Origin of the sequence: Bacillus bruguierae, assembly GCF_037104725.1 — a bacterium.
Taxonomy (GTDB): domain Bacteria; phylum Bacillota; class Bacilli; order Bacillales; family Bacillaceae_G; genus Bacillus_A; species Bacillus_A bruguierae.
In genome coordinates this window covers 246,474-273,165 of sequence record NZ_JBAWSX010000001.1, presented here as the reverse complement: position 1 = coordinate 273,165, position 26,692 = coordinate 246,474, and the positions used below count along the sequence as shown (strand labels likewise).

General features: G+C 37.3%; 25 protein-coding genes. 8 read left to right on the top strand and 17 right to left on the bottom strand.

All coding sequences use genetic code 11. The features are described from left to right. Positions 1-138: 138 nt before the first annotated feature. The 4 genes from mdh to WAZ07_RS01330 form a co-directional block, all read right to left on the bottom strand. Positions 139-1,077 (bottom strand): malate dehydrogenase, encoded by a 939-nt coding sequence (mdh, locus tag WAZ07_RS01345; RefSeq protein WP_336471020.1) that lies wholly within the window; start codon positions 1,075-1,077, stop codon positions 139-141. A gap of 20 nt (positions 1,078-1,097) precedes the next feature. Continuing rightward, positions 1,098-2,390, bottom strand: a complete 1,293-nt coding sequence (gene icd, locus WAZ07_RS01340; protein WP_336471019.1) for an NADP-dependent isocitrate dehydrogenase — start codon at positions 2,388-2,390, stop codon at positions 1,098-1,100. Between the two features lie 132 nt (positions 2,391-2,522). After that, complete coding sequence (citZ, locus tag WAZ07_RS01335) at positions 2,523-3,641, bottom strand: citrate synthase (protein WP_336471018.1); 1,119 nt, start codon at positions 3,639-3,641, stop codon at positions 2,523-2,525. A gap of 428 nt (positions 3,642-4,069) precedes the next feature. Then, complete coding sequence (locus tag WAZ07_RS01330; RefSeq protein ID WP_090916390.1) at positions 4,070-4,531, bottom strand: DUF441 domain-containing protein; 462 nt, start codon at positions 4,529-4,531, stop codon at positions 4,070-4,072. Between the two features lie 299 nt (positions 4,532-4,830). On the opposite strand from WAZ07_RS01330, the gene ytvI reads away from it, so the two are divergent. Further along, the gene (ytvI, locus tag WAZ07_RS01325) at positions 4,831-5,937 is read left to right on the top strand and encodes a sporulation integral membrane protein YtvI (RefSeq protein ID WP_090916388.1); all 1,107 of its coding nucleotides are present in this window, start codon (positions 4,831-4,833) and stop codon (positions 5,935-5,937) included. Positions 5,938-6,097: 160 nt separating this feature from the next. Here the strand turns inward: ytvI and WAZ07_RS01320 are convergent, their stop codons facing one another. The 8 genes from WAZ07_RS01320 to dnaE all read right to left on the bottom strand — a co-directional run bounded on the left by WAZ07_RS01320 (position 6,098) and on the right by dnaE (position 16,831). Beyond that, a complete protein-coding gene (locus WAZ07_RS01320) occupies positions 6,098-6,487 on the bottom strand; it encodes an FxsA family protein (RefSeq protein ID WP_336471017.1) in 390 nt (129 codons plus the stop codon). Between the two features lie 87 nt (positions 6,488-6,574). Beyond that, positions 6,575-8,332 (bottom strand): pyruvate kinase, encoded by a 1,758-nt coding sequence (gene pyk, locus WAZ07_RS01315; RefSeq protein WP_336471016.1) that lies wholly within the window; start codon positions 8,330-8,332, stop codon positions 6,575-6,577. 54 nt (positions 8,333-8,386) lie between these two features. Further along, positions 8,387-9,346, bottom strand: coding sequence for a 6-phosphofructokinase (gene pfkA, locus WAZ07_RS01310; protein ID WP_090916382.1), 960 nt, complete (start codon positions 9,344-9,346; stop codon positions 8,387-8,389). Positions 9,347-9,474: 128 nt separating this feature from the next. Further along, positions 9,475-10,449, bottom strand: a complete 975-nt coding sequence (accA, locus tag WAZ07_RS01305; protein WP_336471015.1) for an acetyl-CoA carboxylase carboxyl transferase subunit alpha — start codon at positions 10,447-10,449, stop codon at positions 9,475-9,477. Then, positions 10,437-11,306, bottom strand: a complete 870-nt coding sequence (gene accD, locus WAZ07_RS01300; RefSeq protein ID WP_090916378.1) for an acetyl-CoA carboxylase, carboxyltransferase subunit beta — start codon at positions 11,304-11,306, stop codon at positions 10,437-10,439. Before accD ends, accA begins: the two co-directional genes overlap by 13 nt. 197 nt (positions 11,307-11,503) lie before the next feature. After that, entirely contained in the window at positions 11,504-12,139 is a 636-nt protein-coding gene (locus WAZ07_RS01295) for a FadR/GntR family transcriptional regulator (RefSeq protein WP_336471014.1), read from the bottom strand. Between the two features lie 14 nt (positions 12,140-12,153). After that, complete coding sequence (ystJ, locus tag WAZ07_RS01290; RefSeq protein WP_170857661.1) at positions 12,154-13,410, bottom strand: NADP-dependent malic enzyme; 1,257 nt, start codon at positions 13,408-13,410, stop codon at positions 12,154-12,156. A gap of 91 nt (positions 13,411-13,501) precedes the next feature. After that, positions 13,502-16,831, bottom strand: coding sequence for a DNA polymerase III subunit alpha (gene dnaE / locus WAZ07_RS01285; protein ID WP_336471013.1), 3,330 nt, complete (start codon positions 16,829-16,831; stop codon positions 13,502-13,504). 251 nt (positions 16,832-17,082) lie between these two features. On the opposite strand from dnaE, the gene ytrH reads away from it, so the two are divergent. Both ytrH and ytrI read left to right on the top strand, forming a co-directional pair. Continuing rightward, a complete protein-coding gene (gene ytrH, locus WAZ07_RS01280; RefSeq protein WP_081625685.1) occupies positions 17,083-17,424 on the top strand; it encodes a sporulation membrane protein YtrH in 342 nt (113 codons plus the stop codon). Beyond that, positions 17,421-17,921, top strand: coding sequence for a sporulation membrane protein YtrI (ytrI, locus tag WAZ07_RS01275; protein WP_020062411.1), 501 nt, complete (start codon positions 17,421-17,423; stop codon positions 17,919-17,921). The genes ytrH and ytrI overlap by 4 nt, the downstream gene beginning before the upstream one ends. A 20-nt stretch (positions 17,922-17,941) precedes the next feature. On the opposite strand, the gene WAZ07_RS01270 is transcribed toward ytrI, so the two are convergent. Next, positions 17,942-18,874, bottom strand: coding sequence for a DHH family phosphoesterase (locus WAZ07_RS01270; RefSeq protein ID WP_336471012.1), 933 nt, complete (start codon positions 18,872-18,874; stop codon positions 17,942-17,944). A 116-nt stretch (positions 18,875-18,990) separates the two neighbouring features. On the opposite strand from WAZ07_RS01270, the gene WAZ07_RS01265 reads away from it, so the two are divergent. The 3 genes from WAZ07_RS01265 (at position 18,991) to murI (ending at position 21,344) form a co-directional block, all read left to right on the top strand. Then, a complete protein-coding gene (locus WAZ07_RS01265; protein WP_336471011.1) occupies positions 18,991-19,293 on the top strand; it encodes a YtpI family protein in 303 nt (100 codons plus the stop codon). Positions 19,294-19,307: 14 nt separating this feature from the next. Beyond that, positions 19,308-20,066, top strand: a complete 759-nt coding sequence (locus WAZ07_RS01260) for an arylamine N-acetyltransferase family protein (protein ID WP_336471010.1) — start codon at positions 19,308-19,310, stop codon at positions 20,064-20,066. A 486-nt stretch (positions 20,067-20,552) separates the two neighbouring features. Further along, positions 20,553-21,344 (top strand): glutamate racemase, encoded by a 792-nt coding sequence (gene murI / locus WAZ07_RS01255; RefSeq protein WP_336471009.1) that lies wholly within the window; start codon positions 20,553-20,555, stop codon positions 21,342-21,344. A 117-nt stretch (positions 21,345-21,461) separates the two neighbouring features. On the opposite strand, the gene WAZ07_RS01250 is transcribed toward murI, so the two are convergent. After that, positions 21,462-22,775, bottom strand: coding sequence for a DRTGG domain-containing protein (locus tag WAZ07_RS01250; RefSeq protein ID WP_336471008.1), 1,314 nt, complete (start codon positions 22,773-22,775; stop codon positions 21,462-21,464). 231 nt (positions 22,776-23,006) lie between these two features. Here WAZ07_RS01250 and WAZ07_RS01245 point away from each other — a divergent pair, with 231 nt between their 5' ends. Continuing rightward, positions 23,007-23,171, top strand: a complete 165-nt coding sequence (locus WAZ07_RS01245; RefSeq protein ID WP_336471428.1) for a hypothetical protein — start codon at positions 23,007-23,009, stop codon at positions 23,169-23,171. A 39-nt stretch (positions 23,172-23,210) separates the two neighbouring features. Here the strand turns inward: WAZ07_RS01245 and WAZ07_RS01240 are convergent, their stop codons facing one another. Beyond that, positions 23,211-23,894, bottom strand: coding sequence for a metal-dependent hydrolase (locus WAZ07_RS01240; RefSeq protein WP_336471007.1), 684 nt, complete (start codon positions 23,892-23,894; stop codon positions 23,211-23,213). Positions 23,895-24,191: 297 nt separating this feature from the next. Here WAZ07_RS01240 and pepQ point away from each other — a divergent pair, with 297 nt between their 5' ends. Next, positions 24,192-25,289 (top strand): Xaa-Pro dipeptidase, encoded by a 1,098-nt coding sequence (pepQ, locus tag WAZ07_RS01235; protein ID WP_336471006.1) that lies wholly within the window; start codon positions 24,192-24,194, stop codon positions 25,287-25,289. A gap of 108 nt (positions 25,290-25,397) precedes the next feature. Here pepQ and WAZ07_RS01230 read toward each other — a convergent pair whose 3' ends face one another. Both WAZ07_RS01230 and WAZ07_RS01225 read right to left on the bottom strand, forming a co-directional pair. Beyond that, positions 25,398-25,793, bottom strand: a complete 396-nt coding sequence (locus tag WAZ07_RS01230; RefSeq protein ID WP_396548935.1) for a hypothetical protein — start codon at positions 25,791-25,793, stop codon at positions 25,398-25,400. A gap of 418 nt (positions 25,794-26,211) precedes the next feature. After that, entirely contained in the window at positions 26,212-26,538 is a 327-nt protein-coding gene (locus WAZ07_RS01225; RefSeq protein ID WP_336471405.1) for a cupin domain-containing protein, read from the bottom strand. Between the last annotated feature and the right edge of the window lie 154 nt (positions 26,539-26,692).

Sequence of the window (26,692 nt, the reverse complement as noted above, 5' to 3'; positions counted from 1 at the left end):
AGACGAGAGAACATTCGCTACAAGTCTACGTGTTATATTGTAGGATACCTCTTTGTTAACGCTTTCAAATTATTTTACAAAAACATCCTTCTAATAGTGGAAAAAGATTCGGGAACCCCGAATCTTTTTCCTTCTTTTTTATGCAAGAACTTTCATTACACTGCGTATAGATTCTACAGAACGATCTAATCCTTCTTTTTCTTCCGGAAGAAGATCTAATTCAATAATCTTTTCGATTCCGTTACCACCAAGGATAACTGGAACACCTAAGTAAAGATCGCTATAGCCATATTCACCTTCAAGGTATGCAATAGCCGGTAAAACGCGGCGTTGGTCTTTTAAGATCGCCTCAGCCATCTCTACTAAAGAAGCAGCTGGTGCATAGTATGCACTACCGTTTCCTAATAGATTTACAATTTCACCGCCACCTTTGCGAGTGCGTTCAACAATCGCATCTAGGCGTTCTTTCGGAATTAATGTTTCAAGCGGAATACCACCTGCATAAGAATAACGAACAAGCGGCACCATCTCATCACCGTGTCCACCAAGAACAAATCCTGTAATATCTTTCACAGATAGATTTAATTCTTGTGCAATAAATGTACGGAAACGAGCTGTATCTAATACACCAGATTGACCGATAACGCGCTCTTTCGGGAATCCAGCTTCTTTAAATACAGAATATGTCATTGCATCAACTGGATTTGTTAATACAATAATAATTGTATTCGGAGAATATTTCGCAATTTCCTGCGTTACACTTTTCATAATTTTAGAGTTTGTTGCTACTAAATCATCACGGCTCATCCCTGGCTTACGAGCGATACCTGCTGTAATAATTACTACGTCAGAATCAGCTGTATCTGCGTAATCAGATGTGCCAATAATATTAGCATCGAAACCTTGTACAGGGCTTGCTTCTAACATATCTAACGCTTTCCCTTTTGTTGGATTTTCAAGTTGCGGAATGTCCACTAATACAACGTCTGCTAATTCTTTTTGTGCTAATAAGAATGCTGCTGTTGCCCCTGTAAATCCTGCACCGATGACTGAAACTTTTTTGCGTTTGATTGTCATAATTTCTCCCCCACTTTGAATTATGCGTTTTTAATAATTGCTGCGTCCATATTGTTAATAAGGGCATCAGCAAATTCGGAACATTTCACTTCAGTTGCACCTTCCATAAGGCGTGCGAAGTCATATGTTACCACTTTTGAAGCAATCGTTTTTTCTACAGAATTAGTAATTAAATTCGCTGCTTCATTCCATCCTAAATGTTCTAACATCAATACTCCTGAAAGAAGAACTGAAGATGGATTTACTTTATCTAAACCTGCATATTTTGGAGCTGTACCATGTGTCGCTTCAAAAATAGCATGCCCAGTAACATAGTTAATGTTAGCACCCGGTGCAATACCGATGCCTCCAACTTGTGCTGCAAGTGCATCAGAAATATAATCGCCATTTAAGTTCATTGTTGCTACAACGTCGAACTCGCGTGGACGTGTTAAGATTTGTTGTAAGAAAATATCTGCAATTGAATCTTTTACGATGATTTTTCCAACCGCTTCTGCATCTGCCATCGCTTTATTCGCAGCATCTTTTCCTTCTTTCTCAACAATGCGATCATATTCAGCCCAAGTGAATACTTTGTCGCCAAATTCTTGTTCTGCTACTTCATAACCCCAGTTCTTGAAAGCTCCTTCTGTAAATTTCATAATGTTACCTTTATGAACTAATGTAACAGAAGAACGTTTTTCATTAATTGCATATTGAATCGCAGCGCGAACAAGACGCTTTGTACCTTCTTCAGAAATTGGTTTAATACCAAGTCCAGAAGTTTCTGGGAAACGGATTTTCTTTACACCCATTTCATTTTGTAAAAATGCAAGAAGCTTTTGAACCTCTTCAGAACCTTGCGCATATTCAATACCAGCGTAGATATCCTCTGTATTTTCACGGAAAATCACCATATCAGTATCTTCCGGACGCTTAATAGGAGAAGGAACCCCATCAAAATAGCGAACAGGACGTAAACATACGTATAAGTCTAATTCTTGACGAAGTGCTACGTTTAAAGAACGAATTCCGCCACCAACAGGAGTTGTTAACGGTCCTTTAATTGCGATTAAATATTCGCGAATCAATTCTAACGTTTCTTCTGGTAACCACTCACCTGTTTGATTAAATGCTTTTTCCCCTGCAAGCACTTCTTTCCAAACAATTTTCTTCTCGCCATTATATGCTTTTTCAACAGCTGCTTCTAACACACGAGATGCTGCTGCCCAAATATCTGGTCCAATTCCGTCTCCTTCAATAAAAGGAATGATTGGATTGTTAGGTACATTCATAACACCATTCGTTACGGTAATTTTTTCTCCTGTAGTCAATGTGATTACCCCCATGTTTGAAATTTCATATATATGAAACTGAGGGATAAATCCCTCAGTTCAAATCATAATTCAAGTCTAAATATTTCAATCATTATATCTTTGCGAAAAAGTCAGATTAATGAAAGCGCATTATATTCTTTGTCCGATTGGTACATAGCGTTGGTTAATCGGACCAGTATAGTCTGCACGCGGACGGATTAGGCGGTTATTTTCATATTGTTCTAGAATATGAGCTAACCAACCAGACATACGGCTGACTGCAAAGATTGGTGTAAATAGATCATGATCAATTCCTAAGCAGTGGTACACAGATGCAGAATAAAAATCTACATTTGGTGGAAGATGTTTTGCTGAAGTTACAAGCTCTTCAATTTTAATAGACATATTATACCACTTCTCTTGTCCTGTTAGCACGCATAATCGCTTAGACATTTCACGTAAATGTTTTGCACGTGGATCACCATTGCGGTATACACGATGACCAAAGCCCATAATTTTCACTTTATTGTCAAGTGCATTATGAATATATGATTCTACATTTTCTTCTTCGCCAATTTCCATTAGCATCTTCATTACGTTTTCGTTTGCTCCGCCATGAAGTGGTCCCTTTAAAGCACCAATTGCTGCTGTAATACCGGAATATACATCAGAAAGTGTAGCCACACAAACACGTGCTGTGAAAGTAGATGCATTTAATTCATGATCCGCATGAAGTACAAGCGCTTTATCAAACGCTTCAATTTCAACTTCATTTGGCTCACGATCATTTAACATATATATAAAGTTTGCAGCTAATGATAAATCTTTACGAGGCTCGATAACAGGTAACCCCTTGCGAATTCTCGCATATGCTGCAACAAGAGTTGCAACTTGCGCCTGTAATTTAACCGCTTTCAAATAATTAGATGCCTCATCCATTAATTCAGCACTTTCATCATACAATGATAGCATGGAAATTGCTGTACGTAAAACTGACATTGGATGCGCAACAGTTAAATTTGTGTGTTGTAAATATTCCAAAATATCTTTTGGCACTGCCGCATGCTCGGCTAACTGTGTTTTTAATTCCTCTAATTCTACTTCATTTGGAAGTTTGCGATGCCATAATAAATATACAACTTCTTCAAATGTAGCATTTTCAGCTAAATCATCAATATTATATCCCACATAAGTTAATGTATCATCAATAATAGAGCTTACAGATGATGTTGTTGCTACTACCCCTTCTAAACCTCGAATAACAGTCATTATAATCTCTCCTTTTCCTCGAAATTTCTCCCCAACCTAATACTTTTTCTCAATTAAATGTGTGTTCCACTGTTCAAGAAAGTGAATGAGCACCCGTTCACCTCTTAAACAAGTGAAATACACAATGGCACAATCATTACCATTTTTACATCTATCTATCGTCCCACACTATGCAGCATGGGCGTGAGCTTCTCCCCGAACCCCCACGCCTAAAACGACACATAGTGAGGAAATATAATTTCGGAGAGCTTTCCTATAAAAACAGCATAAAACAATATTAACAAAATTATTTCATGTTATTTTTATTTTATCTGGTGTAGGTCTATGCTGTTATGTAACTCGAAGAAGTGCCTTACATACATTATAAACAATTATCTGACTTTTGTGAATGGAAAGAATTCGAAAATTTTATATTAAAATAAATTTTTTTATTTAAACAGCTGTATAATGTTCATCACAGCGTATGCAATTCCTGCTCCAATTAACGGTCCTACCGCCACTCCATTAAATAGTGCTACCGCAAGAATTGTTCCAAACACAAGAGCAGTTGTAATGTGCGGATCGTGTGCTAAAAGTTGTACACCGCCTTTGGCAATAAGCGCCACAGCAATTCCTGAAGCGAGAGCAATCCAAGCATAATAAGATTTTGTCGCCTCTACAAGCTGCTTAAATCCAATTTCTCCTGTTGCAATCGGGACAAGGACCGCAATTGTTATAACGGTAACCCCAAGGTTAATTCCTTTCGTTTGCAAATAAGGGAAAATTTTATCTCCTAAAAACGTCCACTTTAGTAAAAATAGAACACTAACCGCTACTGTTAAAGATTGATTTTTCGCGATAAGTCCAATGACAAGAAGTATGAATAAAAATAAAGTCGACTGACTAATCATGATGTCGCATCCTTTCTGAAAATAATGAAGAGCTCTCAAATATGTCCCCTTTCTGAAATAAAAAGAGGAATTCGCTCTTCAAATAGAGAATCGTTTCCACTTATACCAAAAGTGATTACTTTCCTTTTCTTTCTTATAAGAAAAAGGTAAAATAAAAAAGAAAAAATCTATATTACATCATACCATACCATTTACAGAAGAGGCATGAAGTACCTCATTATTTGATGTATATTTTCAAGCGAATCATTACACAAGCTTCGCTCATACCTAACATTTTTTACAGAGGAGGGAAAACACCTTTGAGTCGAAATTCACTCTACATAGCACTTCGACTTCTCTTTGTTATTGCAGCAACTATACTAGGAGTATACGCGCTGTTGTATATATCAAGTCTTGTCTATCCATTTATTATCGCTTTTGCAATTGCATATTTAATCAATCCAGTTGTAAACTTTCTCGATCAAAAACTACGATTCCCTCGTGCTTTGTCTGTATTTATTAGCCTCGTTCTTGTTTTTGGCGCCATCGTCGGGCTCGTTACGTATCTTGTAACAGAAGCGATTTCCGCAACAACATATTTGTTACAAATCGTACCAGAAAAATTCCCGGCTCTAGTTCAGTATTTACAGGAATTTGCACTTACCAATATTATGCCACTCTACAACGATTTGATTTCTAAGTTTAAGCATCTCGGTGCAACACAACAAAGCACGATTACAACAAACATTCAAAATCTCGGTACAGAAGCAACACAGCAAATGAAATCTATTTTGACAGCCATTATAAGCGGATTAACAAATTTCATTAGCGCTCTTCCAACCACCTTAACTGTTCTCGTATTCGTCTTGTTAGCCACTTTCTTTATTAGCTTTGACTGGCACCGCCTTGCCTGTAAAATCGAAAAGTTATTACCTAATCGATTACACGGTTATGGAAAAACAATTTTTGTGGATTTACGAAAAGCTTTATTTGGATTTGTGAAAGCACAATTTACACTCATATCCATGACGACCATTATCGTTCTAATTGGACTATTAATTTTGCGTGTACCGTACGCAATTACAATCGCCCTTGTTACAGGATTTGTGGATTTACTTCCATACTTAGGAACAGGAGCTGTTTTCGTTCCATGGATTATTTATATATTCTTTACAGGAGATACCGCCTTCGCACTTGGTTTACTTATTTTATATATCGTTGTCATCGTGCAGCGTCAATTAATGGAGCCAAAGGTATTATCATCTAACATTGGACTTGATCCACTGCCAACATTATTTTCTTTATTTATCGGATTTAAACTATTTGGTTTTTTAGGATTAATTATTGGTCCTGTAACACTCGTTTTATTAAATACATTGCATAAAGCAAATGTATTTAAAGATCTTTGGAAGTTTATAAAAGGGTAATAGCTACATCACCTAAAACAAGGAGAAGCCCCTCCTTGTTTTTTTATTTATAAAAACGAATAAAAATACTATATTTTTCTTCGTTTTTCTACAAATGAATAAATATTCATCTGTTTTTTCGACAAAAAATAACGCTTGAAGAGTTTTTCTCTCTCAAGCGTTATTTTTGCACAATAATTGTATTGTTTCGACTTATTTTTCGTTCCATCCATTTGATTATCATATATTTCACTGGTTTTCTCGCTGCTGGAATCAATAAAATTATTCCTACACAATCTGTTATATAGCCAGGTATCATTAGAAGTATACCACCTGCAAAAATACAAATCGCATCCAATACAACATCACCTGGAAGTTCACCTCTACTGAACCGATATTGAATATCTCTCCATACCGCTAACCCTTGTCGCTTTGCTATATATGCTCCAATTATACTTGTTAGCATAATAACACAAAATGTCGGCCATAACCCAATCCATTGACTCGATCCGATTAACATTGTAATTTCTAACGCTGGAATTAAAATAAACAAGAAGAGAAACACTTTCATTCCTCTCACCTCTTTTTCTAAATCTTCTTATTTTCAAATTTTGTAAAAAAAAGAGAAGGATTTACATCCTTCCCCACATATTATTACTTATAGCACTTCCGCATGTCCATTATATACAATTCCACGCGCCGCATCAACTGTTACTTCTTGGCCGCTTTTTAGCGTAGCAGTTGCAGTTGTTACACCAACGATAACTGGAATGCCGATTGATACACCAACAACCGCTGCATGGCTTGTTAATCCGCCTTCTTCTACAACAAGTGCTGCTGCTTTTTCAATCGCAGGAATCATATCTTTATCAGTGCTTACTGTAACAAGAATTGAACCTTCTGTTACGTTTGCTATTGCTTCCTCAGCTGTTTTAGCTACAACAACTTTACCTTTTGCCGTTTTACGACCAATTCCTTGTCCTTTAGCGATTTGTTCGCCAACAACATGAATTTTCATTAAGTTTGTTGTACCAGTTTCAGCAAGCGGTACACCAGCAGTGATTACAACTGTATCACCAAGACCAATCATTTCTGCATCCATAGCTGTTTGAATCGCTGTTTCTAACATTTCATCTGTAGATTTTGCTTTTTCTTCTGCCATATACGCTTGTACACCCCAAGATAGCGCAAGACGACGACATACTTGTTCATTAGATGTTACAGCTACAATCGGAGATTTCGGACGATATTTAGAAATCATTTTTGCAGTATATCCACTTTCTGTAGGAGCTACGATTGCCGCTACATCAAGCGCAAGCGCTGTATGTGCAACAGATTGACTAATTGCATCTGTGATTGAGTAAGATTGCTCTTTAAGACGTTTTTGGAACATATCTTCATATTGCAGTGATTTTTCAACACGAAGTGCAATATTCGCCATCATTTTCACTGCTTCAACTGGATATAAGCCTGCTGCTGTTTCACCAGAAAGCATGATTGCATCTGTACCATCGAAAATAGCGTTTGCTACGTCACTTGCTTCCGCGCGTGTCGGACGAGGGTTACGTTGCATAGAATCTAACATTTGCGTTGCAGTGATAACTGGCTTTCCTAATACGTTACATTTTTTGATTAGACGCTTTTGTACTAACGGTACTTCTTCTGGTGGAATTTCTACCCCCATATCACCGCGGGCTACCATTAAACCGTCAGAAACTTCTAAGATAGAGTCGATATTATCGATACCTTCTTGGTTCTCGATTTTTGGAATAATTTGAATGTATCCTGCGCCGTGTGCTTCTAATAGCTCACGAATTTCTAATACGTCAGATGCTTTACGTACGAAAGAAGCTGCAATAAAGTCAACGCCTTGCTCGATACCGAAGACGATATCTTGAATATCTTTTTCCGTAATACCAGGAAGCTTAATACTTACGTTTGGTACGTTTACACCTTTTTTATTTTTTACCATACCGCTGTTTAACACTTTTGTGCGGATATCGCCATTTGCTTTTTCAATTACTTCTAACTCAATAAGACCGTCATCAATTAGAATGCGAGAACCTGAGTCTACATCGTCATAAAGTCCTGCATAAGTTACAGAGAACTTTTCAGCAGTTCCTAACACTTGCTCTGTAGAAATAACAACTTCTGCACCTGTTTTTAGTTCAGCTTGTCCGTCTACAAAGTCATGTGTACGAATTTCCGGACCTTTTGTATCAAGTAAGATTGCTACCGTTTTACCTGTTTTCTTTGCAGCCTCACGGATCGTTTTAATGCGTAATCCATGCTCCTCATGACTACCATGAGAGAAGTTTAAACGACAAACGTTCATACCTGCTCCGATTAATTGTTCTAACTTCTCAATACTTTCACTAGCGGGACCGATTGTACATACAATTTTAGTTTTGCGCATACCGCACCTCCGAATATTTATGAAAACGTTACCATTAACTTAACATTACAACAATTAGATAGATAATTCTTTTGATAATTGATACATCTCTGCATCAATTTCATGTTTTTTCGCTAATGCTTCAATAATATCATGATCAACAAGTTGGTTATCTTGAATACCTACGCAACGGCCACCTTTTCCTTCTAATAAAAGCTCGACTGCTCTTGCACCAAGACGACTCGCTAACACACGATCCATCGCACTCGGAGATCCTCCGCGTTGTACGTGACCTAATACTGTAACACGCGTATCAAAATTAGTCGCTTCTTCGATTTGTTTACCGATTTCAATCGCGCTGCCAACACCTTCAGCTACAACGATAATACTATGTTTCTTACCGCGTTCACTACCGCGTTTTAGACGAGCGATTACATCTCCCATATCATACTCTGCTTCTGGAATTAAGATTGTTTCTGCACCGTCTGCTAAACCAGCCCATAATGCGATATCACCTGCATGGCGACCCATTACTTCAATTACATATGTACGTTCATGGGATGTAGCTGTATCACGAATTTTATCAATTGCATCGATAACAGTATTTAAAGCTGTATCAAAACCAATTGTGAAATCTGTACCAGGAATATCATTATCGATTGTGCCAGGTACACCAACACATGGGAAACCATGCTCTGTTAATTTCTTCGCACCTTGGTAAGAACCATCCCCACCAATAACAACAAGTCCTTCAATACCAAATTTCTTTAATTGTTCAATCCCTTTTAATTGTCCTTCTAGCTCTTTAAACTCAGGACATCTTGCTGTATATAATTTTGTTCCACCGCGATGAATAATATCGCCTACAGAACCTAATTCTAATTTTTCAATATGACCAGAAATTAATCCTGCGTATCCATGATAGATACCATACACTTCTAAATCATGATATATTGCTTTACGAACAACTGCACGAATAGCAGCGTTCATTCCAGGTGAATCTCCACCACTTGTCAAAACACCAATACGTTTCATTAGTACTCACCTCATAAAGATTATTTGCCTTATAATAAAATAACATGAAGAAATATAAAATTACAATGGAGAAGATGTGTCTTTTCATAAGAAAAACGTGCATTCGCGAGATGGAACGCACGCTTTTTCTATTTTACCCCAATGGAAGCGTTTGAAAACGAAACTTGCCCAATTTTCATATATTTTTTATAGCGATTTTCGATTAGCTGCTCTTTCGAAACACCTTCCAATTGTTGGAATGTTTTTTGCAGAGTACGATTTATATATTCCGCTTGCTTCACTACGTCGCGATGCGCACCGCCGCGAGCTTCTGGAATAATTTCATCAATGACACCTAATTCTTTCAAATTAGCCGCTGTGATTTTCATCGTTTCTGCAGCTTCTTTTGATTTCGTAGCATCTTTCCAAAGAATTGCCGCTGCTCCTTCAGGCGAAATAACCGAATATGTGGAGTTTTCTAGCATGTATACATAATTACCTACACCAAGTCCTAATGCACCGCCACTTCCACCTTCACCAATTACAATACAAATAACAGGTACAGTCAGTCCAGCCATTTCAAATAAATTGCGCGCAATTGCTTCACTTTGTCCACGCTCTTCAGCTGCCTTTCCTGGATATGCACCTTTTGTATCAACAAAACAGATGATTGGGCGATTAAATTTTTCAGCTTGCTTCATAAGGCGCAGCGCTTTGCGATACCCTTCTGGATGAGGCATTCCGAAATTACGGCGAATATTTTCTTTCGTATCTTTCCCGCGCTGATGACCAATTACTGTAACAGGCATCCCGTTATATTTCGCAATCCCGCCGACAATTGCTGCATCATCGCCAAATAATCGATCTCCGTGACACTCAAAAAAATCAGTAAATAAGTGCTGGATGTAATCCAGCGTTGTCGGTCTTTCCGCATGACGCGCAATTTGAACACGGTCCCACACTTTCATGTTACCGTATATTTCTTCTTCTAAATGCTCTAATTTGCCTTCCAAGATACGAATCTCTTCACTGAAGTCCATCTGACTGTTTTTCGTATACTCTTTTAACTCGCTAATTTTATTTCTTAGCTCAACAACTGGTTTTTCGAATTCTAATTCTGCCATGACACCACTTCCTCCCCTTGATGAACTTCTAAAATCTTACGGAGCGTGTCTCTCATATCATTGCGATGCACAACTGCATCTAATTGTCCGTGTTCTAATAAAAACTCTGCCGTTTGGAAATCCTCTGGCAATTTCTCACGAACCGTCTGTTCAATTACACGACGACCGGCAAACCCAATTAATGCACCAGGTTCTGCTAGATTGTAATCACCAAGTGAAGCAAAGCTCGCAGAAACTCCGCCTGTCGTTGGGTGTGTCATAATTGAAATGAATAAACCACCTGCATTGCTATGTTTTTTTAAAGCTATACTTGTCTTCGCCATTTGCATTAAGCTTAAAATACCCTCTTGCATACGAGCTCCGCCTGATGCAGTAAAAATAAGAAACGGCGCTTTCATTTCATATGCTTTTTCAACAGCACGCGCAATTTTTTCACCTACAACAGAGCCCATGCTTCCCATTCGAAACCTTGAATCCATAACCGCAACAACAACAAGCATATCCTCGATCGTTCCTTCTCCTGTCACAACCGCTTCATTTAATCCGGTTTTTTTACGATCACTCTCAAGTTTCTCCTCGTAGCCAGGGAATTGAAGCGGGTTTGCCGAAATCATTTCTTTGTCATATTCACGAAATGAATTTTCATCTAACAAACTTTCAAGACGTTCCCATGCATTCATCGGGTGATGATAGCCACAGTTAACACATACTTTTAAATTTTTCAGAAGTTCTTTCGTATACATGATTTTTTTGCATTTCGGACATTTTGTCATGACACCGTCCGGTACATCTTTTCGTACCTGCTCTGAAGGAATTGCAGCATACTTTTTCTTCTTTAGGAATAAATCTCGTAGCAAAGTTTGACCCTCCTTTAGGTGATAAAAGAGCTAAGGTTAACGAGTAAGAAAATGGGGCTAACACCTAAATCAATTGGTGTTAGCCTTATTTTCTCAATTTGCCTTATAACTCGTCTCTTTACGTTTAACTTTAAACGTTATCTTGTAGAATTTGTGTCGGAACGTGTCATGGTTATTTCGACAAATTTTGTATAAAATTACAAATGAAACTGTATATTTCCCATTATTGCCTCATAAAGCTCTAATGCTGTTTGTTCTTGTTTATTCTGTAATGCTATATATAGCTTTTCATGTAACTCGCGCGCGTTTAAATGAACATCACAAGAAAGCGTCGAAGCGTAGTCATGTACAATCATCCAAACACGATACATTAAATAATTATCAACTTGTTCTACAAGCGTTTTTAAAAAAGTTTGATGAAATACTGCGATAGATGATTGTTCATCGGAAAAAATTTCATGAAATGCTTCCAAACAGTTCCCTGTCTGTGTTTGACATAAAACACGAATCGCATCTTTTTCAAGCAATTCTTTCATTTGTAACAAATCTCGCCGCGTCTTTTCATCTTGTAATAAGAACGGTGCAATTAATTGCACCAGACCGTTTTCATAAAAGTTTCGAATGAACGTCCCTTCACCGCGCCGCGTTTCAATTAGACCTACCAGTTCTAACGACCTGAGCGCTTCACGAACAGATGAGCGTCCGACATGTAAACGTGCACTTAGCTCACGTTCAGACGGTAGGCGGTCGCCCGCCTTCAATCCATCCTCTTGTATGATAAACCGAATTTTTTTCACTATTTCTAGATATACTTTTGTTTGTGATGATGTCAATGAACATTCCTCGCTTATTCTTTGCCGATAATCGCTAGATTTCTCGTTCTTTCAGCTACTTCCTTCGGATCAACTTGACGGCGAGCAACACCTGTTTCCATTGCAGCTTTTGCAACATACGCTGCTACTTGTGGTGCTACGCGTACATCGAATGGAGCTGGAATAATATAATCAGCACTTAACTCTTCTTCTGATACAAGTTCAGCAATAGCTTGTACTGCTGCCACTTTCATCTCTTCGTTAATTTGCGTTGCATGTACATCAAGAGCACCACGGAAAATACCAGGGAAAGCTAATACGTTGTTTACTTGGTTTGGGAAATCTGAGCGTCCCGTACCTACAACTGCTGCTCCAGCTGCTTTTGCCATATCTGGCATAATTTCTGGATTTGGATTCGCCATCGCAAAGATAATTGCATCTTGGTTCATAGTACGAACCATTTCTTCCGTTAATGCACCTTCTACAGATACACCGATGAACACATCTGCACCTTGAATCACTTCTGCTAATGAACCTTCTACACGATTTTTATTCGTGTATTTTGCCACTTCATTTTTCACAGCGTTCATACCGACAGAGCGCCCTTCAAAAATCGCGCCTTTCGTATCGCACATAATAATATCGCGTACACCGTAACGATATAAAAGTTTAATAATTGCAATACCTGCTGCCCCAGCACCATTTGCAACAACTTTAATATCAGACATTTTCTTTCCAACTAGCTTTAATGCATTCACAAGACCCGCTACTGTTACAATTGCTGTTCCGTGTTGGTCATCGTGGAATACAGGAATATTTGTTTCTTTTTTCAAACGCTCTTCAATAATAAAGCAATTTGGTGCTGCAATATCTTCTAAGTTTACGCCGCCAAAAGTTGGCTCCATTAATTTTACAGTTTCAACAATTTTATCTACATCATTTGTATTTAAAGCAATTGGAAATGCATCTACACCAGCAAAACTCTTAAATAATACAGCTTTACCTTCCATAACAGGAAGTGATGCTTCCGGTCCAATATTTCCAAGACCTAATACAGCCGTTCCATCTGTTACAACTGCTACCATATTGCCCTTCATTGTATATTCGTATACCTTGCTCTTATCGTCATAAATAACCTTACATGGTTCTGCAACCCCTGGAGAATACGCAAGACTTAAATCTTTTGCATTTTCTACCTTTACTTTTGATACTGTTTCTAGTTTTCCTTGATGCACTCTATGCATGTGAAGTGCTTCTTCACGAAGTGTTGACAAACGATCCACTCTCCTCATATTTTCTTGCTGCATAACGTTATTCATTCTCCAAGGTGGTCTGACCACGAACGCTATTACTACTATAATCGAAATAGTAGGAAATTGTCCATTATATTTTTACAACGACATTTTCCTTTCCGACTATCTCATAAAGCGCTTGTAAACATTCTTCACTTGGATGAATGGATAAGCTACGAGATAATTGTACCATCTTATGCTCTTTTTCATAATAAATTAGTACTTTCGCAAAACCTGAATAGTTAAACAATATTTTTGTGACATTGTTTAACAGCCTTTTTTCATACTGTGATGGTATTTTCACGTAAATAGAAGCGTCTTTCATTTCTTCATAAGTATCCATTTTCTCTAACGGGTACAAGCCATTTACAATCCATTGCAGCTTATTATTTCGCTGTTCAATTGTTCCTTCTATTAAAACAATTTCTCCTTCTTGTAACCGCTCTTTAAAATGGATATATGTTTCCGGAAATACAACTCCTTCCATTTCGTGATTTTGATCACAAAACGTGATAAACGCCATCTTCTGTAATTTTTTCGTCCGAATTATTTTTATATTTGTCAAATATACAATTACCCGTTGTACTTTTCTTCGCTGCTTCATCGCACCTGCAAGTGTTGGGATTTCCAATTCCTTACCAAGCTTTGCGTACTGTGCGGTTGGATAACTTGTTAAGTAAAAGCCTAGCGCTTCTTTTTCTTTATTTAATTGCTGGATAAAAGATAGCTCTGCCTCTTGTGCATACTCCGATTTCGGTACAAGCTCCTCACCAATTTCCCGCGCTAAGCTCGCATATTCTAACGCACCTTTAATACTGTTAAATAAGGCTGAACGCGAAACGTTAAAATCATCAAAACAACCGGCCCAAATCATCGTTTCTAAATTACGCTCTGTCACAAATTTCGCTGGCATGCGCAAACAAAACTCAAATAAATCTTGAAATGGCTTTTTATTTCTTTCTTCAATTAAAGCATTTACTGTCGCCATCCCTACATTGCGGATCGCAAGTAAACTATATCGAATTGTATTTCCTTCTACTTGAAACTCATAACTGCTCTTATGAAGAGACGGCGGTAAAACGCGGAACCCTTTCCGCTTCGTTTCCCGAACATATTGTACAATCTTCTCTTCATTTCCAATTGCACTTGATAATAATGCTGTCATAAACTGAAGCGGATAATTCGCTTTTAAATAAGCAAGCTGATATCCAATCATACTATAAGCAACTGCATGACTTCTGTTGAAGCCGTAATTGGCAAATCGAACAATTAAATCATAAATTTGCTGGGCAGTTTCTTCATCATATCCATTTTGCAAGCACCCTTTCACGAAGTGCGTACGCTCTTCGTCTAAAATATCACGATTTTTCTTACTTACGGCGCGGCGTAATAAGTCAGCCTCACCAAGAGAAAATCCTGCTAAACGAGAGGCAATTTGCATAATTTGTTCTTGATAAACGATAACTCCATACGTATTTTCTAAAATTGGTTTCAAATCAGGATGCAAATAATGAATGGTACGTTTCCCATGCTTGGAATCAATAAAAACTGGGATTTGCTCCATCGGTCCTGGGCGATATAATGCGTTAACCGCAACGATATCTTCAAATTCATTCGGCTTTAACGAACGCAGAACATTCCGCATTCCGCTTGATTCAAGCTGAAAAATCCCTGTCGTATCTCCTCGTCCAAGCAGTGCAAATGTGTTGGCATCTTGAAGAGGCAATTTCCGTATATCTAAACTTTTCCCTGTTGTCTTTACAATAAATATGCGAATATTTTCAAGCAATGTTAAATTACGCAGACCAAGAAAGTCCATTTTTAATAGACCCAGTTCTTCTAATACTTCTGCTGGGTATTGTGTGACATATACATCATCATGGCCGCCTTGAATGGCAACACTATTTGTAAGCGGCTCTTCACTCATAATCACTCCGGCTGCATGAATAGACGTATGACGCGGCAAACCTTCTACACGCTTTGCAATATCAAATACCCTTTGAAAAATTAGATTACTTTGTAAATAACTTTGTAATGATGGCGATTCTGTGTAAGCTTCTTCTAATGTAATCCCAACTTTAGACGGAATATGTTTTGAAAAAATATCAATTTCATTTGGCGGCAGTCCCATTACTCTTGCAATATCACGAATTGCCGCTTTTGCTGCAAGTGTTCCAAACGTTACAATTTGAGCCACGCGCAGTTCTCCGTACTTATTTTTCACATAACGAATCATTTCATCGCGGCGAATATCTGGAAAATCAATATCGATATCAGGAAGTGTAACGCGCTCTGGATTTAAGAAACGTTCAAATAGTAAATTGTATTGAATTGGGTCAATGTCTGTAATTTCGAGCACATAAGATACAAGTGACCCAGCTGCCGAACCACGGCCTGGTCCTGTTAAAATGCGCTGCTCGTGAGCGTATTTCATAAAGTCCCATACAATAAGAAAATAATCACTAAATCCCATCCGAGAAATAGTATGCAGCTCATGATTTAAACGCACTTTATGCACATCGGTCACCGCCACATATCGCTTCTTCAACCCTTCTTCACAAAGGCGACGTAAAAATTGATCGGATGATTCATTTGTTGGTACTGGAAACTGCGGCAATTGATTTGTATGAAACGGAATTTCTACATGACAACGCTCAGCAATACGGAATGTGTTTTGAATCGCTTCTGGTATAGAAGCAAATAACGCCTCCATTTCAGAAGCTGATTTCATATAATATTGATCAGTCTGCAAACGCGGCCTTTCCGAATCGGTCATTTTCGTCCCGCTATGAACCGATAATAAACATTCCTGTACAATTGCATCGCTTTGTTTTACATAACGAATATCATTTGTCGCCACAAGTGGAATCTCAAGCTGCTTCGCAAATGGTAGAAGCTCTTCTTGAAGCAACAATTCCTCTTGAATGGCATGGTGCTGCACGCTTATATAAAAGCTAACAAATATATTTTTATACATCTTTGCTACTTCCTCAGCAGCCTCATGTTTTCCTTGCAATAAAAGCGTTTCAATTTCCCCATCTTTTCCTGGAGAAATCGCAATTAATCCCCCTGCATAATGCGCAAGCCATTTTTTAGGAATACCATCTTTTGACTTTGTCATAATGCTGCTAGAAATTTTAAGTAAATTCCGATAACCAGTTTCGTTTTCAGCTAGTAAAACAAGCGGATACGACTGATCCTCTTCTTCATTCCATATGGAAGCTGTTAAACCGATAACCGGCTGAATCCCCGCTTTTTTACAAGCTTTATAAAACGGAATAACACCATACATCACATTTTCATCTGTAATTGCTAATGCCGAAAATCCAAGTTCTTTCGCTTGATAAACAAGCTCATCTATTTTACAAGCACTTTTCAATAAACTATAAACGGTTTGACATTGTAAATGCACAAACTTCACTTTTATACCCTCTCTTTACCTATTTGACTACTTCCTATTATACGTGAAATCAAAACATACTTCTCCTTCTTTGTCCATATACATACAGTGAAACTTTAATCAGTGGGGAGTTTCCTTCATCCCCACTGATTATTAGTTGAACCAATCGGGCTTTTACGGGCAGTTTATCTCCTACCTAACTTCTTTGCTTTCGCTGAATTTTAAGGTGGGAGTATTACTGCACGTTAATGCGGGATGAAAAAGAAAGGAGAATGATGATGGAAGTGAACCAAAGCTTTTTCTCTCTTCTCATTACAAGCTATTTTATTGCTCTTGGTGTTATGATTGGCGGTTCATTAATTGGCGGAATCGGTGCTTTTTTAGTAGGAAAACCACCGCTCACAATGATTACACAATTTGCAGAGAATTTACGAATTTGGGCTCTCGTCGCTGCCATTGGCGGAACTTTCGATACATTTTATAGCTTTGAACGCAGCTTTTTTGGAGGAGATACAAAAGATATTGTGAAACAAATTCTCCTTATTTTCTTTGCCACGGGCGGTATGCAAACTGGATTTACGATTATTAAATGGATTACACAGGATCACGTATGAAAGTCCCAAGTTCACTCTCTAATCGCTGGAAATTATTTTTAGGCGGTGCGGCGGTTGGTGGTATTTTAAGTTGGATTATTTTTTTGTACATATATGGCGTGTTTCAAGAAGAGCAAACTAAAACACTTGAAACACAAGAAGCACAAATAGAAAAACTAACCGAAGATTTACGTGTACTCACGGAAGATCAAAAAAAAGAAAATGAAAAAAACAAAAAACTGTTAACCATTCAAGAAATTGAAATTGAGATTGCAAATTACGAAAAATACAATTTAGACACGCTAACAGTGGAAACATTACAAACTTCCATTCGCGATGATCTCCGTCACTTGCTTACCCAAAACATTCAAAGCGTCGCAAACAATAAAGAACTACTAAAGAAGGTTATTGAAAATAAAGTATATAAATATTACGACCGTGTCTATCGATTTGAAATCGAAACTGTTTCATTTGATACCATACTGGAAATTAGCGTCAAAATAAAACAAGAAAGGTAGAGCTCCCTCTACCTTTCTTCTTATTTACATAATTCACGTAAGTCTGCAAAAATACGATCTGCTTCTTCCCAAGAAAAAGCTTTTGCTCCCGACGCCATCGGATGCCCACCGCCGTTATATCGCATTGCTAACGTATTAATAACCGGACCTTTTGAACGAAGGCGAACACGAATCACATCTTCTTCCTCTAAGAATAAAACCCACGCTTTTAATCCTTCAATATTTCCAAGAGCTCCAACAACTCCTGAAGCCTGATTCGGAAGCACATCAAATTGCTCTAATACTTCTTTTGTTAGCTTAACGTATGCTGCGCCTTCTTCAGTCATCGTAAAGTTTTGTAGGATATAACCATTTAAGCGTGCAATGCGCTCATTCGTTTTATACATTTCATCATATAATGCTGGGAATTCAACGCCCATTCCTACAAGCTCAGATGCATAACGAAGTGTTTTAGCAGATGTGCTTGGGAATAAGAAACGTCCTGTATCACCAACTATACCAGCTAAAATAAGACGTGCCGCTTCTTTTGATAACGTTAATCCTTTATCCTTACCGTATAAGTAAAATTCATAAATCAGTTCACTTGTAGAACTAGATGTTGTATCTACCCAAACAATATCACCGTATGGATCTTCATTCGGATGATGGTCAATTTTAATTAACTGCTTTCCTTTTGTATAACGCTGATCGCAAACACGCTCTTGGTTTGCTGTATCACAAACAATGACAAGTGCCTCTTCATACGTAGCATCATCAATTTCATCCATTACGCGTAAGTACGCTAAAGATGGTTCATTGTATCCTACCATATAAATCTTTTTCTCTGGGAATGACTCTTGCAGCATCGTACCAAGTCCGCACTGTGAACCTAATGCATCTGGATCTGGACGAACGTGGCGATGGATAATAATTGTATCAAATTGCTTAATTGCTCCTAAAATTTTCTCATGCATATGTAAAATCTCCTTTTCGGCCAATTTATTCCTATTATAGCTCAAAACACTTCATACAGGTGGAGAATTGAATTACAATAGAGAAAGAACATACAAATAGATGGGGGATTAAGGTCATGCCAGTATTAGTCTTTTGTATTATCGTTACATTTATGTTGTATCTCTTCTACAAAACAAAATATTTTCGCACAAACCGTTCTATGGAGAAAGGATGGCTTGCTGGAAAATCAGCAATTGCACTCGGGTTATTTGTTGCATTATTTGGCGCAAATCAATTTTTTTTAGATGTTTCAACGGCTCGTATTATCGTTGGCGTTTTATTTATAATCGTTGGCGGAGCTAGTATTTATAATGGCATTCGCCAATATAAACATTTCTTACCACTTGCGATTGAAGAGGCAGAGCAGTTACAAAAATAATGAGGTGAGATGAAATGAACACCTTTCTAAACGATTTTTTCAACCGTATTCAATATGAAAAGCAAGATGTAACTTTTGAAGATATTTGTGCGTTGCAATCTCAATTTGCGAAGCATATACCATTTGAAAATATGAGCATTATCAAAAAAGAAAACATTGATCTTACCTTTGAAGATTTAAAAAGAAAGATTATAGACAACCGGCGCGGCGGTGTTTGCTATGAACTGAATCCTTTATTTTACTACGCTTTAAAAGAACTAGGATTTGACGTTCATTTAATTGGAGGAACTGTTTTTAGCAATGAAGAAAATCGGCTTATCCAAACACACTTTGCAACGATTCTGCATCATAACGGGCAGCGGTACTTAATCGATGTTGGTTTCGGTTCCCATCACGCTCTGCAACCGCTTCCGTTTACTGGGGAAACAGTAACTTCTTCAACAGGTGAATACCGCATTCAAAAGAAAAAAACAACTTTCGGAGAATACGCATTTGAAAAATATCAAGACGGGAAGTTAGAAATTGGCTACGACTTCTTCACATCGCCAATTGATGAAACAGCTTTACAGAACGCACAACAAATCATTACCCACCATGAACAATCACCATTTAATAAATCTCCACTCCTTGCAAAACGAACAGACGATGGTCACATTACGCTAACAGACAAAACGTATACGGTAACAAAAGGAAAACAGAAATCTAAACAAACGATTGATAGGCAAACTTTTCAAGCACTTGCTTTACGTGAATTTGGCATTGCGGTTGAATAGGAGTCATTCCTTTATCTAATAACTGTAGTTTTTCTGTAAGATTCATTGAAGACATAAAAAACGGTCATCCTCTCATGCGGTATTCATGAAGGGATGACCATTTTTTATTTTCAAATTGAAATCCTGTGTATAAGTTTCCCTATTATTTCATTATTGAAAACAAGTTAATTCACCATAAAAATGGTACTAAAAAAATGTAAGTGATAAAATAAAGTGAAACTTTAATCAGCCCTCACCAATCGGGCGCATGCTAGCAGTTTATCTCCCACCTAACTTCTTAAGAAAAACGGAAGTGGCTCGTTCAGAATGTGAGGGGGATGGAGCTTCTGACGTAGAGGTTTTTTTACCTCGTAGGAAGAAGCGAAGCCACCGAACATTCTAGCCACTGGAGCTGGACAATGCTTCTCTCTGAATCTTGAAATGGGGGTCTTACTGCCCACGAATAGCGGGATAAAATTGAATTGATTAAGAAAGAGAGTGAACGTAGTGAGAATTGGATTTTTTGACTCTGGCATTGGTGGAATTACTGTACTTCATCAAGCATTAAAAGTCTTACCAAATGAAGATTATATTTTTTATGCTGATACTTTACATGTTCCATATGGTGAAAAACAAAAAGAAGAAGTAAAGCAATATATTTTTAATGCCGTTGATTTTATCGCTAATCAAGATGTGAAAGCATTAGTCATTGCTTGCAATACGGCAACCAGTATTGCCGTGGAAGACTTACGTAAAAAATATGATTTTCCCATCTTAGGAATTGAGCCTGCTGTAAAACCAGCTGTTCAAAAAAGTGAAGAAAAACGAAAAAAAGTTTTAGTGTTAGCAACTAAACTGACTCTTCAAGAGGAAAAGTTTCAAAATTTAGTAAAAAGTATAGATAATCATGATATTGTTGAAAGTCTACCTCTTCCTGGCCTTGTGGAATTTGCTGAGGAATTCGAATTTAGTGAAGAGAGAGTTTTACCCTATTTAAGACAGCAATTAGCTTTATTCGATTTAAAACAGTATGGAACGGTCGTTCTCGGTTGTACTCATTTTCCATATTTTAAATCTATTCTAAAGAAGCTTTTTTCCGAAGACATAGACATTATTGATGGAAGTGTTGGAACCGCTAAAAATTTAAAGAGAATTCTCAAGGAAAATAACCAAATTAACAATGGGACAGGAGATATTTCATTTTTTCAATCTGGTTATAAAGTTGAAGATGAAGATACTTTATCTAATTATAAAAAATTATTAGGAATATTAGATAAGGAACTCTCATTCACAAAATAATTTTATACTAGCAAATAACATTTGCTCGCCACCTTTTTCTTCCATTAACGGACAGAACAGAAAATTCAGATATTTATTTATATAAGAAAAGCCGCCCTTTCTGGCAGCTTTTCCTTCTTAACGGTCAATCAATTGAACCATAAGTAATGCTTTTCCAACAACACTACTTTCGTAACGTACTTCTACTTCGACCTTTCCAAATTTACGCCCGATTTCTAGTACTTTCGGATGGACGGATACAATGTTGTCAATTTGAACCGGTTTTACAAAGTAAATGGTTAAGTTTTCAACAATTACATCACCTTTTTTCAACGCGCGTAGTACACGATTGGTCGCTTCCGTCACAATTGTTGTAAATACACCGTACGACAAAGTTCCAATCGAATTTGTCATTTGCGGAGTAACAGAAAAATGATATGCGTGATCTTGTTTTGCTTCTTTCTGATTCATAAATTGATTCGTTACAATATCATCAATCGTTTCTCCGACTTGCGGCTGCCGATGAATCATTTGGAGTGCTTGCAGCACATCTTGACGACTAATAATCCCTTGCAATGTATTACTATCGTCAACAACAGGAAGAAGTTCAATTCCTTCCCACACCATCATACGTGCCGCTGCTGCAACAGACATTTTTCCGTTTACAGTAATCGGCTGTTTTGTCATTACTTTTTCAATTGGTGTTTCTTTTGCTACACCAACCATATCTTTAGACGTTACAATACCTAGCACTTTATTTGCTTCATCTACAATCGGATAACGGCCATGCATCGTTTCTTCATTATACTTATGCCATCTTTCTGCTGTATCATTTGGCTGTAAACATACCGTCTCTTCAATTGGTGTTAAAATATCTTCAACAAGAACAATTTCTTTTTTTATAAGCTGATCATAAATAGCACGGTTAATAAGCGTGGCTACTGTAAATGTATCATAGCTGCTTGAAATAATCGGCAGCTTTAACTCATCTGCTAATTTCTTCACATGCTCTTCTGTATCAAATCCACCTGTAATGAGTACAGCCGCTCCTTCTTCAAGTGCTAATTGATGTGCTTGTGTACGGTTTCCGATAATAAGTAAATTCCCGGCTTCTGTATAGCGCATCATCGCTTCTAGTTTCATTGCCCCAATTACAAATTTATTTAACGTTTTATGTAAACCTTCTCTCCCGCCAAGTACTTGGCCATCAACTATGTTAACAACTTCCGCAAATGTTAGCTTTTCGATATTTTCTTTCTTTTTTTGCTCAATACGAATTGTCCCGACCCGTTCAATTGTACTTACATACCCTTTATTTTCCGCATCTTTAATCGCACGATACGCTGTTCCTTCACTCACGCCGAGCTCTTTTGCAATTTGGCGCACAGAAATTTTATGCCCAATTGGCAAACTGTTGATATACTCCAAAATTTGGTTGTGTTTCGTAGCCAAATAATTTCACCATACTTTCTTTTCCCTAAATTCTTCATGCGTTGTATTTTTAGTATACTATATTTCCAAAACTGTTACACTTCATGTTCTATATCTGTACTATTTTTTTTATAACAAATCCATACAAGTTTCTTACAATAATGTAATTTCCTTGTCACCTCATTCGATGGTTTGTTTCATTTCCTTATCGTACAATGAAAACAAGAAATAAGAGAAAAGGAGCGATATGATATGAAAAAAGCTTTAAACATAATCAGTGCGGTATTGTTAGCATTCGTGGATGGAAAGAAAGTAGCGATAGCTTTAAACGAAGCAGCAGAAATAGAAACAGGCACACCACAATCTAAAATTGATATAACAAATAAAACATTTACATTATACCCTTCTCACATATGAAAACCTTCACTTTGCCTTACAAAATGAAGGTTTCTTTTTTTACAATTCAATACCTTCCCCAGCTTCTAACACTTTGCCTACACTGCTGGTTAGTTTCTCTACAAATTGATACGGATCTTGTTCGATAACTGGGAATGTATTATAGTGCATTGGCACAACAACTTTTGCTCCGATCCATTCTGCTGCTAACACGGCATCTTCTGGTCCCATTGTAAAGTTATCCCCAATTGGTAAAAATGCTAAATCGATATTATTAAGAGAACCGATTAACTTCATATCAGAAAATAAAGCTGTATCTCCCGCATGATACACTGTTTTTTCTTCTGCGGTAAATAAAATCCCGGCTGGCATTCCTGTATATGTAATTGTCTGATTTTCTTCATCAATATAACTAGACCCATGGAATGCTTGTGTAAATTTCACTTTTCCAAAATCAAACACATGCGAACCACCGATATGCATCGGATGTGTATTCACTCCTTGCCATCCTAAAAATGTTGCTAGTTCAAATGGTGCTACAACAACTGCATTATGTTTCTTCGCTAGTGCTACTGTATCTCCAACATGATCGCCATGACCATGAGAAAGAATAATCGCATCCACTGTTATATCTTCTACTTTTAAATCTGTTTTCGGATTTCCTGTAATAAATGGATCAATTAAAATAACCTTTCCATTCGTTTCAATCTTTACAACTGAATGACCGTGATAAGATACTTCCATCTATTTACTCCTCCTTTGTTTATCCCGCATTAACGGGCAGTAAGACCCCCACCTCAAGATTGAGAAAGAAGCAAAAAAGATAGGTGGGGGATAACTGCCCGTAAAAGCCCGATTAGTTCAACTAACCATCAGTGGGGGATGAAAAAAAAACACTGATGGAAGTTTCACTTTATATTCCTCCTCTTATTCTACACGATTTCACAATTTCCTGTCTTTTCAAACATCGATTCGCTTGTCATAACACTTTCACTCGATGTAAAGTTATACATGTAATCAAAATTTCGGAGGTGCAAATCTATGAATACTAGATTAGAAAAATTAACAGAGTGGCTCCAAGAACAAAATACAGAAGCTGCATTCTTAACTTCTACACCGAGCGTCTTCTATATGACGAACTTCCACTGTGAACCGCACGAAAGACTACTTGGTCTATTTGTATTCCAAGAAAAAGAACCAATGTTAATTTGTCCAAAAATGGAAGAAGGACACGCGAAAAGCGCTGGCTGGAATCATGAAATTATTGGATATACAGATACAGACAACCCATGGGATATGATTGCAAAAGCAATTGAAGCACGTGGCATTGATGCAGGTGCAGTAGCAATTGAAAAAGAACACTTAAATGTAGAACGCTACGAGCACTTATCACAATTATTCCCAAAAGCAACTTTCAGATCAGCCGAAGAAAAAGTACGTGAACTTCGCTTAATTAAAGACGAAAAAGAGCTTGCGATTTTACGCGAAGCTGCTGCTATGGCTGATTATGCAGTTGAAATTGGGGTAAATGCCATTCAAGAGAATCGCAGTGAACTTGAAGTACTCGCAACAATTGAGCATGAATTAAAGAAAAAAGGCATTCATAAAATGTCCTTTGACACAATGGTACTAACAGGTGCAAACTCTGCGCTTCCACACGGCGTACCAGGTGCAAATAAAATGCAGCGCGGTGATTTCGTCCTATTTGATTTAGGTGTAATTATCGACGGTTATTGCTCTGATATTACACGTACAGTTGCATTTGGCGAAATTTCAGACGAACAAAAACGCATTTATGAAACTGTATTAAAAGGTCAATTAAATGCTATTGAATCATGTAAACCAGGCGCAACATTTAGTGAAATCGACCGTGCTGCTCGTTCTATAATCGCAGATGCTGGCTACGGCGACTTCTTCCCGCACCGCCTTGGTCACGGACTTGGCATTAGCGTTCACGAATATCCAGACGTAAAAGAAGGTAACAATTCGCCATTGCGAGAAGGAATGGTCTTCACAATTGAACCAGGTATTTACGTGCCAAATGTAGGCGGCGTTCGTATTGAAGATGATGTTTACGTAACGAAAGATGGCGTAGAAATTTTAACGAAGTTCCCGAAAGAATTGCAGTTTGTAAAATAAAGTGAACCTTCCATCAGTGAGGGTTTTCTTCATCCCCCACTGATAGTTAGTTGAGCCAAGCGGGATAAATATAATGCAAAGAAGGTACTTTAGAAAGTACCTTCTTTTTTATGCTTTCTTATATGTACATCGTTTATCTACATCACTGAAAAACACTTCTAACTTGTCCCCATCTCTTTTCATTTGCTGTTTTGAAGTAAAGGAATTCCCATAATCAAGAATATATGAATCTCCTTTATTCTCTTGTTTATATGTCCCTTTATATTTATCTTGTTCTTTCTGGTTATTTGTATACATCTCTACCAAATGATGAATAACTTCCTTTTTCTCTTCCTTTTTTGTAACTGTTTCAAACTTATAATATACCGGGCATTGATTTTGTTTACTTTGAGACAATTCCCATGTCCCGTCTACCCCATTCTTTCCACACGCACTTAACATAGCCGTGCATGCAACAGTAAATACGAATTTAAAAAACGTCCTGCCCATTCTCTTTTCTCTCATTTTATATGTCATCCTTAATTATGAATATTATTTATTGAAATTAGTAACATCAATTCCATATTATACCACAAAAGTTTTTCCTTAATTAATAATTCCCCTAAAATTCTCTCTAAATTAGTATTTATACGAATCCATTTTTAAAATTTCCTGACATATAAGTCGCTGCTATGAAGAATACAACACGACATGTACTCGCTCTCTCCTTTTGTTTTAAATCTTGCATGTGGCAGAAAAAGGCACTGACCACTTCTATGCACAGCCAGATGCTCTCGTTCCCCCCTAAAAGAAAGGGGGTTCTTATGTCGTTTTTTTAACTTGTATTTATACTACTTAATTACATATTGAGTATACGAAAGGTGAGACCTATATATTTTCTTGTAAGCTTGGAAGAATTCTTTTCACACTCAATTCTTTATACCTATTCCACGATAACTGTATCGGCCTCTAAATTTTCAAAACAAAGATTTACCGTGCGCTTTAATGCTCTCGTTCTATGAATTGTACCAGCTGGAATTAAGATCGAATCGTTTGGCTTTAAAATAGCTGTCTCCTTATCTTGAAAATCAATAAGTAGCTCTCCCTCAAGTACTATAAATAACTCATCTGAATTGGAATGATAGTGCCAGTCATATTCCCCTGTAAACACCGCAATCCGCAAACAGTGATTATTTACATTCGAAACAACGAAATTTTTATGATTTTCTGTGATATTTTTCGTAATCTCTAATAAATTAATTTTTTCCAGGTTTATTTCTTTTGTTAATTTATTCTTCATATTTATCACTCCATTATTCAAGTAGTATATTACAATTTCTTCTAATTTCATCATATCAAATCTTTGTCTAATTTAGTGAGGTAAAATTCTAAAAAATCAAACTAATGAATTGACCAAAAAGTTA